This is a genomic window from Streptomyces sp. CB02980, from assembly GCF_014451325.2.
Classification (GTDB): Bacteria; Actinomycetota; Actinomycetes; order Streptomycetales; family Streptomycetaceae; genus Streptomyces.
The window spans coordinates 65,293-82,898 of record NZ_JACSCH020000003.1 but is presented as its reverse complement, the minus strand read 5'-3'; the positions used below and the strand labels follow the sequence as shown (position 1 = coordinate 82,898).

15 protein-coding genes are annotated in these 17,606 nt (G+C 71.6%); 10 read left to right on the top strand and 5 right to left on the bottom strand.

Translation table 11 applies throughout. The features are described from left to right. Positions 1 to 63 precede the first annotated feature (63 nt). From E0F75_RS07260 to E0F75_RS07250, 3 genes are all read left to right on the top strand, one after another. The gene (locus E0F75_RS07260; protein ID WP_187621691.1) at positions 64 to 1,062 is read left to right on the top strand and encodes an ATP-binding cassette domain-containing protein; all 999 of its coding nucleotides are present in this window, start codon (positions 64 to 66) and stop codon (positions 1,060 to 1,062) included. Continuing rightward, positions 1,059 to 1,823, top strand: a complete 765-nt coding sequence (locus tag E0F75_RS07255) for an ABC transporter permease (RefSeq protein WP_187621690.1) — start codon at positions 1,059 to 1,061, stop codon at positions 1,821 to 1,823. The genes E0F75_RS07260 and E0F75_RS07255 overlap by 4 nt, the downstream gene beginning before the upstream one ends. A 292-nt stretch (positions 1,824 to 2,115) precedes the next feature. Further along, entirely contained in the window at positions 2,116 to 3,222 is a 1,107-nt protein-coding gene (locus tag E0F75_RS07250; RefSeq protein WP_229312572.1) for a sialidase family protein, read from the top strand. Between the two features lie 96 nt (positions 3,223 to 3,318). Here E0F75_RS07250 and E0F75_RS07245 read toward each other — a convergent pair whose 3' ends face one another. After that, positions 3,319 to 4,740 (bottom strand): glutamate decarboxylase, encoded by a 1,422-nt coding sequence (locus tag E0F75_RS07245; RefSeq protein ID WP_187621689.1) that lies wholly within the window; start codon positions 4,738 to 4,740, stop codon positions 3,319 to 3,321. A 47-nt stretch (positions 4,741 to 4,787) separates the two neighbouring features. Further along, entirely contained in the window at positions 4,788 to 6,071 is a 1,284-nt protein-coding gene (locus E0F75_RS07240; protein WP_187621688.1) for an ion channel protein, read from the bottom strand. Positions 6,072 to 6,196: 125 nt separating this feature from the next. On the opposite strand from E0F75_RS07240, the gene E0F75_RS07235 reads away from it, so the two are divergent. Beyond that, positions 6,197 to 6,970 (top strand): MerR family transcriptional regulator, encoded by a 774-nt coding sequence (locus E0F75_RS07235; protein ID WP_187621687.1) that lies wholly within the window; start codon positions 6,197 to 6,199, stop codon positions 6,968 to 6,970. 129 nt (positions 6,971 to 7,099) lie between these two features. Here the strand turns inward: E0F75_RS07235 and E0F75_RS07230 are convergent, their stop codons facing one another. Further along, on the bottom strand, positions 7,100 to 7,468 hold the full coding sequence (locus tag E0F75_RS07230) for a YbjQ family protein (RefSeq protein ID WP_187621686.1): 369 nt from the start codon (positions 7,466 to 7,468) through the stop codon (positions 7,100 to 7,102). Positions 7,469 to 7,617: 149 nt separating this feature from the next. On the opposite strand from E0F75_RS07230, the gene E0F75_RS07225 reads away from it, so the two are divergent. After that, positions 7,618 to 8,331: a DedA family protein gene (locus E0F75_RS07225; RefSeq protein ID WP_187621685.1), complete on the top strand. Its 714-nt coding sequence runs from the start codon at positions 7,618 to 7,620 to the stop codon at positions 8,329 to 8,331. Between the two features lie 138 nt (positions 8,332 to 8,469). On the opposite strand, the gene E0F75_RS07220 is transcribed toward E0F75_RS07225, so the two are convergent. Together E0F75_RS07220 and E0F75_RS07215 are read right to left on the bottom strand one after the other, a co-directional pair. Further along, the gene (locus tag E0F75_RS07220) at positions 8,470 to 10,059 is read right to left on the bottom strand and encodes a threonine/serine exporter ThrE family protein (protein ID WP_229312571.1); all 1,590 of its coding nucleotides are present in this window, start codon (positions 10,057 to 10,059) and stop codon (positions 8,470 to 8,472) included. 298 nt (positions 10,060 to 10,357) lie between these two features. Further along, positions 10,358 to 10,849, bottom strand: coding sequence for an inorganic diphosphatase (locus tag E0F75_RS07215; RefSeq protein WP_024758444.1), 492 nt, complete (start codon positions 10,847 to 10,849; stop codon positions 10,358 to 10,360). Between the two features lie 102 nt (positions 10,850 to 10,951). Between E0F75_RS07215 and dacB the strand changes: the two genes are divergently transcribed. From dacB to ftsH, 5 genes are all read left to right on the top strand, one after another. After that, positions 10,952 to 12,355 (top strand): D-alanyl-D-alanine carboxypeptidase/D-alanyl-D-alanine-endopeptidase, encoded by a 1,404-nt coding sequence (gene dacB, locus E0F75_RS07210; RefSeq protein ID WP_187621684.1) that lies wholly within the window; start codon positions 10,952 to 10,954, stop codon positions 12,353 to 12,355. A gap of 93 nt (positions 12,356 to 12,448) precedes the next feature. Continuing rightward, entirely contained in the window at positions 12,449 to 13,588 is a 1,140-nt protein-coding gene (locus tag E0F75_RS07205) for a zinc-dependent metalloprotease (RefSeq protein ID WP_187621683.1), read from the top strand. A 208-nt stretch (positions 13,589 to 13,796) separates the two neighbouring features. After that, a complete protein-coding gene (gene tilS, locus E0F75_RS07200; RefSeq protein ID WP_187621682.1) occupies positions 13,797 to 14,816 on the top strand; it encodes a tRNA lysidine(34) synthetase TilS in 1,020 nt (339 codons plus the stop codon). Positions 14,817 to 14,857: 41 nt separating this feature from the next. Beyond that, on the top strand, positions 14,858 to 15,397 hold the full coding sequence (gene hpt, locus E0F75_RS07195) for a hypoxanthine phosphoribosyltransferase (protein WP_030219931.1): 540 nt from the start codon (positions 14,858 to 14,860) through the stop codon (positions 15,395 to 15,397). Between the two features lie 172 nt (positions 15,398 to 15,569). Further along, positions 15,570 to 17,588, top strand: coding sequence for an ATP-dependent zinc metalloprotease FtsH (gene ftsH / locus E0F75_RS07190; protein WP_187621681.1), 2,019 nt, complete (start codon positions 15,570 to 15,572; stop codon positions 17,586 to 17,588). Positions 17,589 to 17,606: the final 18 nt, after the last annotated feature.

Sequence of the window (17,606 nt, the reverse complement as noted above, 5' to 3'; positions counted from 1 at the left end):
ATACCTTGCTCCGTCGGTGGTGACTGGTCAAATTTGACTACGACGATTTCTGGAGGAATCGACATGGCAGCGACTGGGGACGCGATCCTCGTGGAGGGCGCGCGCAAGCGGTACGGCGAGAAGGACGCCCTGGCCGGCCTCGACCTCACGGTCCGGCGCGGCACGGTCCACGGCCTGCTCGGGCCCAACGGCGCGGGCAAGACGACGACCGTACGGATCCTGGCCACCCTGCTCCGCCACGACGAGGGCCTGGTGCGAGTGGCGGGGCACGACGTACGGACCGAGGCCCGGGAGGTACGGCGGCGGATCGGGCTGCTCGGGCAGCACGCGGCCCTCGACGAGGAGCTGGGCGGCCGGCAGAACCTGGAGATGTTCGGCCGGCTCCACCACCTGGGCGCACGGCGCGCTGGCGCGCGGGCCGACGAGCTCCTGGAGCGCTTCGGCCTCACCGACACCGGCCGCAAGCCGGTCAAGCAGTTCAGCGGCGGGATGCGGCGGCGGCTCGACCTGGCGGCCTCGCTGATCACGGAGCCCGAGGTGCTCTTCCTCGACGAGCCGACGACGGGACTCGACCCACGCGGGCGTGGCGAGGTCTGGGAGTCGGTGCGCTCGCTCGTCGGCGGAGGCACCACGGTGCTGCTGACCACGCAGTACCTGGAGGAGGCCGACCAGCTCGCCGACCGGATCTCGGTCGTGGACGGGGGGCGGGTCGTGGCCGACGGCACGGCCGACGAGCTCAAGGCACGGGTCGGCGTGGACCGCATCGACGTGGTCGTACGGGACGGGGCGCGGCTCGACGAGGCGGCCGGTCTGCTGCCCGTGCCGCGGGCCGAGGTGAGCGTGGACGCCGACCGGCGGCTGCTCAGCGCGCCGGTGGCGGACCGGATGGCCTCGCTCGCCGAGACCGTGCGGGTGCTGGCGGCGGCCGGGATCGAGGCGGAGGACATCGCCCTGCGGCGGCCGACGCTGGACGAGGTCTTCCTGCATCTGACGGATGCGTCGGGCACATCGGGTGCGTCGGACGCGTCGGGTGCGCGTCAGGAGAGCGAGGTGGCGGCATGAGTGCGGCGTACGTGGTGAGCGACTGCTGGACGATGACCCGCCGGGAGCTGGCGCACTGGGCGCGACAGCCGGTGCAGGTCCTGGTCGGGCTCGTGTTCCCGGTGATGATGCTGCTGATGTTCGGCTACCTGGTCGGCGGCGGGCGGAGCGTCGACGGCGACTACGTCGACTTCCTGGTGCCCGGGATGCTCACGCTGACCATGGTGTTCGGGCTCGAAGGCACCATGACGGCGGTGACGCAGGACCTGAACAAGGGCGTGATCGACCGGTTCCGGGCGATGCCGATGACCGACGGCGCGGTGCTCGTGGGGCGGGCGGCCGCCGACATGCTCCAGTCGGCGGTGGGGCTGTTCGTGATGGTCGGCGTCGGGTACGCGATCGGCTGGCGGGCCGACGGCGGACTGGGGAGCACCCTGGGGGCACTGGGGCTGCTGCTCCTGCTGCGGTTCGCGATGCTGTGGATCGGGATCTTCCTCGCGCTGGTCGCGGGGCGGGCCGAGCTGGTGCAGGCGGTGCAGATCCTGGTCTGGCCCGTCGGCTTCCTCTCCAACGCCTTCGCCTCGCCGGACTCGATGCCGGGCTGGCTCGGCACGTTCGTGGAGTGGAACCCGATGTCGGCGACCGCGACGGCGGTCCGTGACCTCTTCGGGAATCCGGGCGGCGAGCCGGGGCACGTCTGGGCGGCGGTGGTGTGGCCGCTGGTGCTGCTCGCGGTGTTCTTCCCGCTGGCGGTAAGGAAGTTCGGGAGGCTCGGGAAGTAGCCGGGAATCGGCGGCGCGAAGGTGGGAACCCGAGGGCGGTGAGCGGTGTATTGAAAGCAGCGGTTCACCGCGGACCGCCCGAGGGAGGACAGGGGGACGTGCGATGCGCAGGCCCGTGGGAGGAGTGGCCGGCGCCGTCGTGGCGCTGGTGCTGGTGGTGTTGAGCGGGTGTACGGGGTCGAAGTCGGCTGTGGAGGCGGGGGGTTCGGGGAGTCCAGGGCGTCCGGGGGACTCGGGTGGCCCGAGTGCTTCGGGAGGTCCGGGTGCTTCGGGAGGGGGCGGCAAGGGGCCGGTGGCGCGTCCGGATCCGGGGCTGTTCGGGGCGCCGCCCCGGATCCCTTCGGGGCCGGGGCTGCCCGGCTGGGCGCACAGTCTGGGCTTCGCGCGGGACGGCAGCGGGTTCGCCCTGCTCGCCTCGTGTGTGAGCGACCCGGCGGCCCCGGCGAACGGCTTCTGCCGGCAGTACGTGGCCGTGAGGGACGCCGGGGCGAAGGAATGGGTGCTGCGCCGGTCCCCGCTGCCGCGGGTGACGGGGACGGACGGCATATCGGCGAACCTGGTTCCCCTCGGCCCCGGCAGGGCGCTCGTCGAGGAGGGCGGCGCCGAGCCGGGCGCGCGGACCTGGTTCACCAAGGACGGCGGGCGCAACTGGCGGGAGGGCGACCGGCGTACGGTCGGGACGACCCCGGAGATACCCGAGGGGGCGGTGCTCGGCACCGACTGCGCCGCGCCCTCCGCGGCCCTGCCGGACGACTGCGATCGGCAGCGTCTCGTGGTGATCTCGCCGCAGGACGGTCGGCGCCGGGCGCTGGCCCGGGTGCCCCTCCTGGGGGCGCATCCCCGGCCCCAGGAGCAGCCGGAGCCCGACGGGTCCTGGTGGGTCTCGGGCACGGACCCGCTGTCGGGGCGGGCGGCGGTCGCCGTCTCCCGGGACGGGGGGCGTGGCTGGACGGTCAGCCGGCTGCCGAGCCCCGTCGCGACCCCCGGGTGGCACACGGCGGTGGCGGTGGGCAGGGACGCGGTGTACGCGGCGGAGATGGGGGAGCTGGTGGGCGGTGAGCCCGTCAAGAACCCGATGCGGGCGCTGCACCGTTCGGTGGACGGCGGGAGGACCTGGCAGCGGATGTGGACGACGGGGCCGAGCGAACAGCCCCGCACCCTGCTCGGCCTGCCGGTCCCGGGACCCGGTGGCCGGGTGGGGATCGGCGCGGAGCTCTCGGGGTACGAGAGCGTGGACGGCGGTCGTACGTTCGTCCGGCGCGACGACGGGACGCACTACACCCGCCGCACCCCGCTGGGCCTGCTGCGTGAGGGGTCGCGCTGCGCGTACGCGCTGACCGTGGACGGGGTGCGCTGGTCGGAGTTCCGGCTGGCCTGCGACGACCCGGTCGGCGACTGACCGGGCGGGGCGCCGCAGGCGCCTTGGGGCCGTCTGCGGCAGATCACGGGCGGACGGGCGCTAGGGCCGGTCCGACCCTGATCCGCCGGACACCCCCTAGTGGTGGAAGGAGGTCGCCGCGCTCGTGTCCCGGGTGAACGGCTGGGACTGGCTCCGCAGTTCGGGCAGCAGCCGGATGAGATCCTCGATGAGGAGTCCGGCGAGGTCGGCGGAGAAGCCGTTGCGGCAGACCACGCGCAGCACGGACAGGTCCTCGCGGTTGGCGGGGAAGGTGTAGGCGGGGACCAGCCAGCCCTGTTCGCGCAGCCGCCGGGAGACGTCGAAGACGTTGAAGGAGGTGACGTCGGGGGCGGTGGTGAAGGCGAAGACGGGCAGTTCGTTGCCGTGGGTGAGGAGCTGGAAGTCGCCCATGGCCTCGATCCGTTCGGCCAGGCCGCGGGCGATGTCCCGGGAGGTCTGCTGCACCGCCCGGTAGCCCTCCCGGCCGAGCCTGAGGAAGGTGTAGTACTGCGCGACGACCTGGGCGCCCGGCCTGGAGAAGTTGAGGGCGAAGGTGGGCATGTCGCCGCCCAGGTAGTTGACGCGGAAGACGAGCTCCTCGGGGAGTTCGGCGGGGGAGCGCCACAGGGCCCAGCCGACGCCCGGGTAGACCAGGCCGTACTTGTGACCGGAGGTGTTGATGGAGGAGACACGGGGAAGCCGGAAGTCCCAGATCAGGTCCTCGTCGACGAAGGGGGCGACCATGGCGCCGGATGCGCCGTCGACGTGGACGGGGATGTCGAGACCGGTGCGTTCCTGGAGGGCGTCCAGGGCGGCGCAGATCTCGGCGACGGGTTCGTAGGAGCCGTCGAAGGTCGAGCCGAGGACGGCGACGACGCCGATGGTGTTCTCGTCGCAGAGCGCGGCGGCGGTCTCGGCGTCGAGGTGGAAGCGGTCGCCCTCCATGGGGACGAGCCGGGCCTCGACCTCCCAGAAGTTGCAGAACTTCTCCCAGCAGACCTGGACGTTGACGCCCATGACCAGGTTGGGGCGGGCGGTGCCGGGGTAGCGGTCGGCGTTCCGCTTGGTCCAGCGGCGCTTGAGGGCCATGCCGGCGAGCATGCAGGCCTCGCTGGACCCGGTGGTGGAGCAGCCGACGGCGGTGGCCGGGTCCGGGGCGTGCCACAGCTGGGCGAGCATGGCGACGCAGCGGCGCTCCAGTTCGGCGGTGCGCGGGTACTCGTCCTTGTCGATCATGTTCTTGTCGCGGCACTCGGCCATCAGGACGCCCGCCTGGGGCTCCATCCAGGTGGTGACGAAGGTGGCGAGGTTGAGCCGGGAGTTGCCGTCGAGCATCAGCTCGTCGTGGACGAGCTGATAGGCGCTCGCCGGGGGAAGCGGTCCCTCGGGCAGCCGGTGGTGCGGCGGGGCCTCGGTCATGCCGCCGACCGGGTTGGCGGCCTCCCCGAAGAACGGATTGAGGGCGAGCCGGCGGGTGGGCTCGGCGGGGGAGGCGGCGGGACCGTGGTGGAGCGGCATGGGGACTCCTTCTGTCCGGTGGGGAGGTTCTCCCGAGGGGGCGGGGATCAGTGCAGGGACTTGCCCTGGGCGTCGAGTTCGAGCTGGGGGCGGCCGGTGACGATCAGCCAGGCGGGGAGGGAGGCCAGGCAGAGCAGGGCGAGCATCGAGGGCGAGGCGGCGAGGACGGCGCCGACGAACAGGCTGATCCAGCCCTGCCGGGTGGTGGCGAGCAGGACGCCGAGGACGGCGGAGGAGACGGCGACCGCCGGGTGGACCTCGGGGACGAGGGCCTGGGCGAGCAGTCCGAACGCGGCGCCGATGAAGACGGCGGGGAAGATCCGGCCGCCCCGGAAGCCGCAGGAGGCGGCGACGAGGAGGGCGAGGACTTTGATCACGGCCAGCTTGGCCAGTTCGCCGGAGGACCAGCTGCCGATCGAGGAGGCTAGCTCCTTGACCTCGTCCAGGCCTTTGAAGAGGGTCAGCTGCCCTCCGACGGCGCCCAGGAGGCCGAGGACGAGGCCGCCGACGGGCAGCATCACCATGGGGTGGCGCAGGCGCTGGAAGGCGGAGTGGACGTAGGGGAAGAGATAGCACGCGGCGAGGCCGAAGACGGCCGCGGCGGAGGCGATCATCAGGGCGGCGAGCAGGTCGCCCCAGCCGGGGTCGGTGAGGGGCGGGAGACCCATGTCGAAGGTGGGCTCGGCCAGCAGCTGGGTGGTCATGGACCCGGCGCCGGCGGCGACGAGCGGGGCGAAGAGCCGGTCCCAGAGCGAGCCGCGACCCGGTTGGCCGACGAGGGCCTCGGAGATGACGAGGGCGGCGGCCACCGGGGTGCCGAAGAGGGCGCCGATGGTGGCGGCCGAGGCGAGGGCGACCCAGAAGGCACCTGGAACGGTGGGGGCGGCCTTGCGGCCCAGCCAGTAGGCGAGGGCGATGTTGGCCTCGATGATCGGGTTCTCGGGGCCGAGGCTGACCCCGCCGGCGAGCGTGAGCGTGCTCGCGAGCAGCAGGCTCGGTACGACCCCGGGGGCGAGCGGCGCGCCGCCGAGGCCCAGGGCGGCCGGATCGGGCCCGGCGTGTCCGGGGACCTTCCAGATGACGAGGCCCACGGCGATGCCTGCCGCCGTGAGCATGCTGATGATCCAGAGGGAGGAGTAGTCGCCGATGCCGAGGGCGTCCGGCAGGTCGTTCCAGAGGACGTCCTGGAGTTCCTCCGAGAGGGCCTCGATCCCGAGGAACAGCAGGCTCGCCGCGACGCCGACCACGAGCGCGGGCAGCACCTGGGGGAGCAGGACCCGTAGCGGGCTCGTGTCGGCGGGGGGAGGAGGCGGAGCATGATCGGTGGCCACCGACCCACCATAAGTGAGCAAATGCCGCACAACATCCCGAAATTCGGGTCGAACGGACTTGCACCTCACGTCGCGTCAGGCCGGAGGCTGACACGCGTACCGACAGAGAAGGGGGCGGACGGCCGATGGGCTACTCCGTAGGACAGGTATCCGGCTTCGCCGGGGTCACGGTGCGCACCCTGCACCACTACGACGCGATCGGGCTGCTCTCCCCGAGCGGCCGCAGCACGGCGGGACACCGCCGCTACGACGACGCGGACCTCGACCGGCTCCAGCGGATCCTGTTCTACCGGGAGCTCGGCTTCCCCCTCGAAGAGGTCGCCGTCCTCCTCGACGACCCGCACGCCGACCCGCGGGAGCACCTGCGGCGGCAGCACGCGCTGCTGACCGGGCGGATCGGCGAGCTCCAGAGGATGGCGGCGGCCGTCGAGCACGCCATGGAGGCGAAGCGGATGGGCATCAACCTCACTCCCGAGGAGAAGTTCGAGGTCTTCGGGGACAAGGACCCCGAGCGGTACGCGGAGGAGACCGCGCGCCGCTGGGGCGGCACTCACTCCCACGATCTGGCCCAGGCCCGGGCCGCCTCGTACACGAAGGAGGACTGGCAGCGGATGAAGGGCGAGGTGGACGCCTGGGGCGCCGCCTACGCCGACCTCATGGAGCGGGGCCTGGCCCCCGGGTCCGAGGAGGCGATGGACCTCGCCGAGGCCCACCGCCGCCACATCACCACCTGGTTCTTCGAGTGCCACCCGAAGACCCATGAGGGGCTCGCCGGGATGTACCTCGCCGACGAGAACTTCCACGCCTTCTACGACTCGATCCACGCGGGCCTGCCCGAGCACCTCCACGCCGCCGTCCGGGCGAACGCGCGACGCCTGGGCACTGACCCGGGGGCCTGACGCAGGGGGCCAGGGGGCCCGGGGGCCGACCCCGGGCCGGCCGGTCCGGGGGCCCGACCCCGACGCCCGGGCCCCCAGGGGCCCGACCCCGACGCCGGGGCCGGCCGGCCCCAGGACCCCGCCGCGGGATCAGGCGAGTGGTGCGATCACCACCGCCGTGCCGTACGCGCACACCTCCGTGCCCACGTCCGCCGCGTCCGTCACGTCGAAGCGGAACATCAGCACGGCGTTCGCGCCGCGCGCCCGAGCCTGCTCCACCAGGCGTTCCATCGCCTGGTTCCGGGTCTGCACGAGGGTCTTCGTCAGACCCTTCAGCTCCCCGCCGACCATCGACTTGAGGCCCGCGCCGATCTGGCTGCCCAGATGGCGGGAGCGGACGGTGAGTCCGAAGACCTCACCGATCACCTGCCGGATCTCGAAGCCCGGCACGTCGTTCGTCGTCACGACCAGTACGTCGGGGTGCGACCCCTGGCCGCCTCCGTACTCCTCGATGCCCATCGGCATCACCTCCTGGCCCACAGCCTCGGGGGAACGGGCCCTCTTCGCATCCCGTGGGCCCCGGGTGGAACCGGTCGGGTTCGGCTCACGTTGATAGCTTGGGGCCAGCCGTCCCCCATGCCCCCACCGACCGCAGGAGCCCGGAACCCGTGAACACGCTTGCCCTCGGACCGAGCTGGCTGGACCCGGACCATTTGATTCAGACCTTTGGTCCGATCGGTGTCCTGGTCATCGTCTTCGCCGAGTCCGGACTCCTCATCGGGTTCTTCCTGCCCGGCGACTCACTGCTCTTCACCACAGGCCTGCTGATCACGACCGGCAAGCTGGACATGCCGCTGTGGCTGATGTGCACGCTGATCGTGGCCGCGGCGGTCCTCGGCGACCAGGTCGGATACCTCTTCGGCCGCAAGGTCGGCCCGTCTCTCTTCAAGCGCCCCGACTCGAAGCTCTTCAAGCAGGAGAACGTCGAGAAGGCGCACGAGTTCTTCGAGAAGCACGGCCCGAAGTCGCTGATCCTGGCCCGCTTCGTCCCCATCGTGCGGACGTTCACGCCGATCATCGCCGGCGTCAGCCGCATGAACTACCGCCTGTTCATCACGTTCAACATCATCGGCGGCGTCCTGTGGGGCGCGGGTGTGACCATCCTCGGCGCCCTTCTCGGCAAGATCGATTTCGTGCACCAGCACATCGAGATGATCCTCGTCGGGATCGTCCTGATCTCCGTCGTGCCGATCGTGATCGAGGTTCTGAGGTCGCGCTCCCAGTCGAAGAAGGAGCAGGCCAGGGGTGACCACGGCACCCCCGGTGACCACGACGCCCCCGGCACCCCCAACCCGCCCCGCGGCCGGCACGCGAAGCGCTGACCCCGGACCCGCCTGAAGCGTCGGAAGGGCCCCGCACACCGTGCGGGGCCCTTTCCGTGTCCCGGCCCGGTCCGACGCGGAACCGGCGCGGTCCGAACGCGGAACCGGCTCGGTCCGAACGGCAGGCCCTGGAACCCCCTAGAAGCCCCTGGTCCGCTTGGCCGCACGACGGGCCGCGGCGGCACCGGGCGCCTGCATGAAGAGGCGGGCCAGCTCGCCTCCCAGGTTCACCCCGATCGCGATCGCCAGGGCCAGGGCCGCCGCCTTCGCCAGCGAGGCGAAGCCCTGGTCCAGGTTGTTCTGGGCGATCGCGAGCACCCCGAAGTACGTCGCCGAACCGGGCAGCAGCGGGCCGATCGCCGCCGTCACGTACGGCAGCGACGAGGTGTGCTCGTAACGGGCGATCAGCTGCCCGAAGAGGCCCACGAGACCCGCCGCCACCGCCGTCGCCATGACCGTCGACCCCTCCGCGGTCACCGCTATCGACGCGTAGATCACCCACGCCACCCCGCCGTTCAGCGTCGCGAAGAGCACCGTCGCCCGCGACTGCTGCAACAGGATCGCGAAGGTCGCGCACAGCACCATCGACGCCAGGATCTGCGTCACCGGCCGCTCCACCGCCCGCAGCGCCCCCTCCGGGTTCAGCTGCGCGTCGAACTGCACGGCGATGTACAGCACCGACAGCACGCCCACCACGATCGCGACGAAGAAGTACGCGACCTCCAGGAGTCGGGCCGAGGCCGTGATGTAGAAGCCGGTCAGACCGTCCTGCACCGCCGCCACGAGCGCCCGCCCCGGGATCAGCGCGAACAGACCACCGGTGATCACCGCCGAAGGCCGCAGATCCGCGTGCAGCATCGTCAGGAGCACCCCCATCGCCGCCGGCGGCATCGCCGCCACCAGGAACTGGTAGAACTCCGGCATCCCGCGCCCGGCGAACAGCCACGCCAGCCGGTCGCCGAGCACCGCGCCCAGCGCCGCCACGAAGAACACCGTCGGACCGCCGCCCAGAAGCACCGAGGCCGCGCCGGCGAGCACACCCGCCGCCGCCGTCAGGACCCAGCCGGGATACGGGTGCCGGTTGCGCCGTATCTCCGCGAGCCGCCCGTACGCCTCCTCGGGCGTCACCTCGTGCGCCCGCGCGTTGATGTCGGCGAGCAGCGTGTACACCGCCGCGAGCCGCGTGTAGTCCGTGCCCCGGCGCCGTACCGTCCGGTTCGCCGTGATCGGATCGTCCACCAGCGACGGCTGGTACGTGACGGACAACAGGGTGAACGTCACCGTCGGCTCGACCCGGTCCAGACCGTACGAGCGGGAGATCGCGAACATCGCCGCCTCGACGTCCTCCGCGCCCTCCCCGCCCGCGAGCAGCAGCTCGCCGATACGCAGGGTCAGGTCGAGCACGCGCGGCACCGAGGGACCGCTCTCGTCCTCCTTGCGCGGCGCCTCGGGCACCGGCCGCTCACCCACCGGCAGCCGCAGCATGGTCCGCATCCGGTCCTGCCACGGCGCGTTCTGCGGGAGCCGTACCAGGGGCACCCCGTACGCCGGGGTGAAGGCGGGTGGCGAGTGCTGCGCCGAGGCCGCCGAATACGCGGCGGGCGGCACGAACGCCGAACCCTCCTGCTCGGCCGGCGGCTCCGCCGTCAGCCCCGGAGGAAGGGCGAACTCGGAGGTCGGGTGCTCCTCCTCCGGCGGCGCGGGCTGCTCCACCCCGACCGGCGGCACGAAAGCGCTCCGCGCCTCGTCCGACAGCGGCTTCCGATCCTCCGGAGTGCCCTCCGGGGAGTCTTCCGGAGTGTCCTCCGGAGAGTTGTCGGGGTCCGTCGGAGAGCCCTCGGGGACTCCTGTCGGACCGTGCTCCCGACCGCCCTCCGGATCGTCCTTCGAGCCGTCCGGCTCCGCCACCACTCTGTCCGCCTCACTCCCCGGGAACCGTGAGTTCCAGTATGAGCGTGCGACGGATGTGCGAAAGGCGGTGCACCCAACGGGTGCACCGCCTTCACACGCTCAGAACAGAACCGGCTCAGTGGCCGCCCTGCTCCTTGGCGCGCGCGTACGACTTCTCGATCTCTTCCTCGGCCTCGGCGCGACCGACCCAGTCGGCGCCCTCGACCGACTTGCCCGGCTCCAGGTCCTTGTAGACCTCGAAGAAGTGCTGGATCTCCAGGCGGTCGAACTCCGCGACGTGGTGGATGTCCCGCAGGTGCTCCATGCGCGGGTCCGTGGCCGGGACGCACAGCAGCTTGTCGTCGCCGCCCGCCTCGTCCGTCATGCGGAACATGCCGATCGCGCGGCACTTGATCAGGCAGCCCGGGAAGGTGGGCTCGTCGAGGATGACGAGCGCGTCCAGCGGGTCGCCGTCCTCACCGAGGGTGTTCTCGACGTACCCGTAGTCGGTCGGGTAGGCCGTCGACGTGAACAGACGACGGTCCAGGCGGATGCGACCCGTCTCGTGGTCGACCTCGTACTTGTTACGCGATCCCTTCGGGATCTCGATGAGAACGTCGAACTCCACGGGTGGCTCCTCCTGAATCAACACAAGTGAATGCTCGCGACGACGCGCGGTGATTAAGTGTCCCTCACGCACGTGTGTGATCGCGAAAGGGGCTGGTCAGCAATGCCCGAGCCGAGGATGTGGCAGCTCACGGCGGGCTCCGCCGCCCTCGGACTGGCCCTGGCCGCCGTGGCGGTGACCGCGGCCGGTCCGTGGGACTCGGGTCAGCGTACGGCGGAGCGGGCCCGCGCCGCCGCCCCGGCGGCGGGTGGCGCGCGTCACGCCCCGCCCCCCGCGCCCGCCCCGCCGAAGCGCCCCGCGCCCGCCCCGAGCGCCCCCGGCGTCCTCACCGCCCTGCACGCCCCGGCCCCCGCCGGCCGCCCCGCGGACCTCGCGGCCCTCCTCGTACCGCTCCTCGCCGACCCCGGGCTCGGCCCGCTGCGCACGGCCTCCGTCGTCGACACCGCCACCGGCAGGCAGCTGTACGGAGAGGGCGCCGGTACCCCCATGACCCCCGCGTCCACCGTCAAGATCGCCACCGCGGCGGCCGCGCTCTCCGCCCTCGGCCCCGACCACCGCATCGCCACCACCGTCACCGCCGCCCCCGACGGCCGGACCGTCACCCTCACCGGCGGCGGCGACCCCACGCTCGACCCGGCCCGCCTCAAGGCCCTCGCGACCGACACCGCCCGCGCCCTCACCGCGCGCGGCCACACCTCCGTACGCCTCACGTACGACACGAACCTCTACCGGGGCCCCTCGATCCACCCCATCGGGCCCAACGAGAACCTCGCCCCCGTCGTCGCCCTCATGACCGACGAAGGACGACTCGACGACAGCGAGAGCGGCCCCGCACCCCGCACCGGCGACCCCGCGGGCGACACCGCAGCCGCCTTCGCCGGCCACCTCGCCGCAGCCGGCGTCAAGGTCACCGGCGACCCGGCCCCCGGCCGCACCCCGAAGGCCGCCCCCCTCGCCCGTACGTACTCCGCCCCCCTCGCCGACCTCGTCGAGCGCACCCTCACCCACAGCGACAACGACCTCGCCGAAGCCCTCGCCCGGCAGACCGCCCTCGCCCGCAAGAAGCCCGCGAGCTTCGACGGCGCCGCCAAGGCCGTCCGCGAGGAACTCGCCCGCCTCGGCCTCCCCGTCGCCGGTGCCCGCTTCGCCGACGGCAGCGGACTCGACCGCCGCGACCGCGTCTCCGCCGCCCTCCTCACCGGACTCCTCACCCGAGCGGCCGACCCCGCCCGCCCCGCCCTGCGCCCGCTCCTCACCGGGCTGCCCGTCGGCGGCTTCACCGGCACCCTCGCCGGCCGCTTCGACACCGCGCCCGCCACCGAGGGCGCCGGACTCGTCCGCGCCAAGACCGGCACCCTGACGGGCGTCAACACCCTCGCCGGGACCGTCGTCACCGCCGACGGACGCCTCCTCGCCTTCGCGTTCCTCGCCGGCAGCACCCTCTCCCCGTACGAGGCACAGCCCGCCCTCGACCGTCTCTCCGCCGCCCTCGCCACACAGGACTGACCACCGCCCACCCCGGCACGGACACCGCCCCGACCCGCACGGAAGCCGTCCCGAACCCACCCCGAACAGCCTTCGAGACCGTACGGTTGACGCATGACGAGCATCGGTGGCGCAGGCACATCCGGGATGGTCGACTGGAACCTCGCGGTCGCGACCGCGACCCGCCTCGTGCGGCCCGGACCCGAAGTCAGCCGCGACGAGGCCCGCGAGGTCGTCGCCGAACTCCGCAAGCACGCCAAAGCCTCGGAGGAACACGTCCGGGCCTACACCCGGATGATCCCCGAGGGCACGGAGCCTCACGACACGCCCGTCCTCGTCGTCGACCGGGCCGGCTGGATCAAGGCCAACGTCGCCGGCTTCCGCGAGCTCCTCACCCCGCTCCTCGGCAAGATGCAGGACCGCCGCTCCACCACCCCCGGCAACGCCGTCCTCGGCGCCGTCGGCGGCAAGGTCACCGGCGTCGAACTCGGCATGCTGCTGTCGTTCCTCTCCTCCCGCATCCTCGGCCAGTACGAGACCTTCGCCCCCGCCACCCGCGACTTCCCCGCCGGCGCCAACGGCGGCGGACGCCTCCTCCTCGTCGCGCCCAACATCGTCCACGTCGAACGCGAACTCGAAGTCTCCCCCCACGACTTCCGGCTCTGGGTCTGCCTCCACGAGGAGACCCACCGCACCCAGTTCACCGCCGTCCCCTGGCTCCGCGACCACCTCCAGGGCGAAATCCAGTCGTTCCTCGCCGCCACCGACGTCGACCCCGGCACCGTCGTCGAACGCCTCCGCGAAGCCGCCCAGACCCTCGTCGGCGGCCGCCCCGAAGGCGAGGAGGGCGAACCCGCCCCCTCCTTCGTCGAACTCGTCCAGACCCCCGAACAGCGCGAGATCCTCGGCCGCCTCACCGCCGTCATGTCCCTCCTCGAAGGCCACGCCGACTACGTCATGGACGGCGTCGGACCCCAGGTCGTGCCCTCCGTCGCCGAGATCCGCGAGAAGTTCCAGCAGCGCCGTGCCCGCGGGGCCTCCCGCCTCGACCTCGCCCTGCGCAAGCTCCTCGGCCTCGACGCCAAGCTCCGCCAGTACCGCGACGGCGAGCGCTTCGTCCGCGCCGTCGTCGACCAGGTCGGCATGGACGGTTTCAACCGCGTCTGGACCTCGCCCAACACGCTCCCCACCAAGGCCGAGATCGCCGCCCCCGCCGACTGGATCGCGAGGGTGCACCGTAAGGCAGACTCCTGAGACAGGTGCGGCACACGGCACAGGAACACGTCGGAACACCCCACCAATCACCCATCCGAGGGACCCTGGGCATGGGGTGAGGCGTGCAATGCTCGGGTAACGGCCGGGTTTCTGTCACCATCGACGCACTCTGAGTGACCGAAACCCCCTTTCCGACCGTTAAGACTCCGACCGAGGCACCCCACCCCATTCACGAAGGGCACCGGACATGGGTCCCCATCCTGCGGTCGCGGCGATACGCCTGGCGGTCCGCCGCGTACTCCACGACGTTCTCACCGAGCACCAGACCGACCCCGCCCCCGCACGCGACGCACACACCCCCCTCGTGCTCGTCGCCTGCTCCGGAGGCGCCGACTCCATGGCGCTCGCCTCCGCCCTCGCCTTCGAGGCCCGCAAGCTTCCCGTGCGCGCCGGCGGCATCACCGTCGACCACGGGCTCCAGGACGGCTCCGACACCCGCGCGGGCGAGGTCGTCGCACGCATGACCGCCCTCGGCCTCACCCCCTCCGAGGCCGTCACCGTCACCGTCGGCCGCGAAGGAGGACCCGAGGCCGCCGCACGCGACGCGCGGTACGCGGCCCTCGACGCCACCGCCCAACGCCACGGAGCCGCCGCGATCCTCCTCGGCCACACCCGCGACGACCAAGCGGAAACCGTCCTGCTCGGGCTCGCCCGCGGCTCCGGCATCCGCTCGCTCTCCGGCATGGCCGCGATCTCCGGCGCCTCCGGCCGCTACCGGCGCCCCTTCCTCCAGCTCGACCGCCAGACCGTCCGCAAGGCCTGCGTCGCACAGGAACTCGCCGTCTGGGACGACCCCCACAACAGCGACCCCGCCTACACCCGCTCCAGGCTCCGCCACGAGGGCCTCCCCGCCCTCGAGAAGGCCCTCGGCAAGGGCGTCATCGAAGCCCTCGCCCGAACGGCCCAGCTCTCCCGCGACGACGCCGACGCCCTCGACACCTGGGCCGCCGACGCCGAGACCCGCGTACGCGACGAGGCGGGCGCCCTGGAGTGCGCCAAGCTCCACGGCCTGCCCCCCGCCGTACGCCGCCGCGTACTGCGCCGCGCCGTCATCGCCGAGGGCGCACCCGCCGGCTCCCTCTTCGCCCGCCACATCGAAGAAGTCGACCGGCTCATCACCGGCTGGCGCGGCCAAGGGGCCATCAACCTGCCCGGCCGCGTCGAAGCCCGCCGCCAGGGTGGCAGACTGGTCATCCGGCAAGGCTGACGCACGCTGCAACGAAAGTGACCCGGGTGAACGAGAAGGACATGGGCACCGACCTCCAGTCGGTGCTCATCACCAAGGAAGAGATCGACGCCAAGCTGGCAGAGCTGGCCGCGAAGATCGACGCGGAATACGCGGGCAAGGACCTGCTCATCGTCGGCGTCCTCAAGGGCGCGGTGATGGTGATGGCGGATCTGGCTCGCGCCCTTTCCACCCCCGTCACCATGGACTGGATGGCCGTGTCCTCCTACGGCGCCGGCACCCAGTCCTCGGGCGTCGTCAGAATCCTCAAGGACCTCGACACCGACATCAAGGGCAAGCACGTCCTGATCGTCGAGGACATCATCGACTCGGGCCTGACCCTGTCCTGGCTCCTGTCGAACCTCGGCTCGCGCGAGCCCGCCTCCCTGGAGGTCTGCACGCTGCTGCGCAAGCCCGAGGCCGCGAAGGTCGCGATCGACGTCAAGTGGATCGGTTTCGACATCCCCAACGAGTTCGTCGTGGGCTACGGCCTCGACTACGCCGAGAAGTACCGGAACCTTCCGTTCGTCGGCACGCTCGCCCCGCACGTCTACGGCGGCTGAACACCCGCGCCGTACGGGGAACCCGCACCGCCCTCCCTCCGTTGAACCACGGGAAGGCGGTCGCGGGCGACGATGCTGAGGTACCGTCCGAAGAACAGCTTTTTCACACAGCAGCTCTCACAGCAGCATTTTCCTACGGGCAGGAGGGACGGGGCGTTCTCGCTCCGTATGGATGGACGTGAAGCGATACTTCCGTGGGCCGGTCATGTGGATCGTGCTGGCCGTCCTCGCCGTGGTCGTGCTGATGCAGGTCGTCGGCTCGTCCGAGGGCTACAAGACGGTGGACACCGGCAAGGTCGTCCAGGCGATCGACAAGAACCAGGTCAAGCAGGCAAAGATCACCACCGGTGACGAGCAGATCGTCAAGATCGAGCTCGTCGACGGCCAGAAGATCGACAACAGCAGCAAGGTCCAGGCCAGCTACATCGGCACCCAGGGCGCCGACCTGGCCGACAAGCTGCAGGAGAAGTTCGAGGCCGGGCAGATCGAGAAGGGCTACACCGTCTCCCCGACGAAGCAGTCGCCCTTCGTCTCGATCCTGCTCTCCCTCCTCCCCTTCGTCCTCATCGTGGTCGTCTTCCTCTTCCTGATGAACCAGATGCAGGGCGGCGGCTCCCGCGTCATGCAGTTCGGCAAGTCCAAGGCGAAGCTCATCACCAAGGACACGCCGAAGACCACCTTCGCCGACGTCGCGGGCTCGGACGAGGCCGTCGAGGAACTCCACGAGATCAAGGAGTTCCTCCAGGAGCCGGCCAAGTTCCAGGCCGTCGGCGCCAAGATCCCCAAGGGCGTCCTGCTCTACGGCCCGCCCGGAACCGGCAAGACGCTCCTCGCGCGCGCCGTCGCCGGCGAGGCCGGGGTGCCGTTCTACTCGATCTCCGGCTCCGACTTCGTCGAGATGTTCGTCGGTGTCGGTGCCTCCCGGGTCCGTGACCTCTTCGAGCAGGCCAAGGCCAACGCGCCCGCCATCGTCTTCGTCGACGAGATCGACGCCGTCGGACGCCACCGCGGCGCCGGCCTCGGCGGCGGTCACGACGAGCGCGAGCAGACGCTCAACCAGCTCCTCGTCGAGATGGACGGCTTCGACGTGAAGGGCGGCGTCATCCTGATCGCCGCCACGAACCGGCCCGACATCCTCGACCCCGCCCTCCTGCGCCCCGGACGCTTCGACCGGCAGATCGCCGTCGACCGCCCGGACATGCTGGGCCGTCTGGAGATCCTCAAGGTCCACCAGAAGGGCAAGCCGGTCGCACCGGACGTCGACCTCGGCGCCGTCGCCCGACGCACCCCCGGCTTCACCGGCGCGGACCTCTCCAACGTCCTCAACGAGGCGGCGCTCCTCACCGCTCGTGGCGATCAGAAGCTGATCGACAACGCGGCGCTGGACGAGGCGATCGACCGAGTGGTCGCGGGCCCGCAGAAGCGGACCCGGATCATGTCGGACAAGGAGAAGAAGATCACCGCGTACCACGAGGGCGGCCACGCCCTCGTCGCGGCGGCCCTGCCGAACTCCGACCCCGTCCACAAGATCACCATCCTGTCCCGCGGCCGCGCCCTGGGCTACACGATGGTCCTGCCGGAAGAGGACAAGTACTCCACCACCCGTAACGAGATGCTCGACCAGCTGGGATACATGCTGGGCGGGCGCGCGGCCGAGGAGCTCGTCTTCCACGACCCGACCACGGGCGCGGCGAACGACATCGAGAAGGCCACGGCCACGGCTCGCGCCATGGTCACGCAGTACGGCATGACCGAGCGTCTGGGCGCGATCAAGTTCGGTGGCGACAACACCGAGCCGTTCCTCGGGCGCGAGATGTCGCACCCGCGGGACTACTCGGAAGAGGTCGCGGCGCTGGTCGACGAAGAGGTCAAGAAGCTCATCGAGACCGCGCACAACGAGGCCTGGGAGATCCTCGTCGAGAACCGCGACGTCCTCGACAACCTGGTCCTCGCCCTCCTGGAGAAGGAGACGCTGGGCAAGGAGGAGATCGCCGAGATCTTCACCCCCATCGTCAAGCGCCCGGCCCGCCCGGCCTGGACCGGCTCCTCCCGCCGTACCCCGTCCACGCGTCCGCCGGTGCTCTCCCCCAAGGAGCTGGCCCTGACGAACAGCGCGAACGGCTCGGCGGCCCCCGCGGTCGACACCACGAAGGGCATCGAGATCGCCCCGGTGGACACCCCGGAGGACTGACCGTCCGGCACCCCGGAA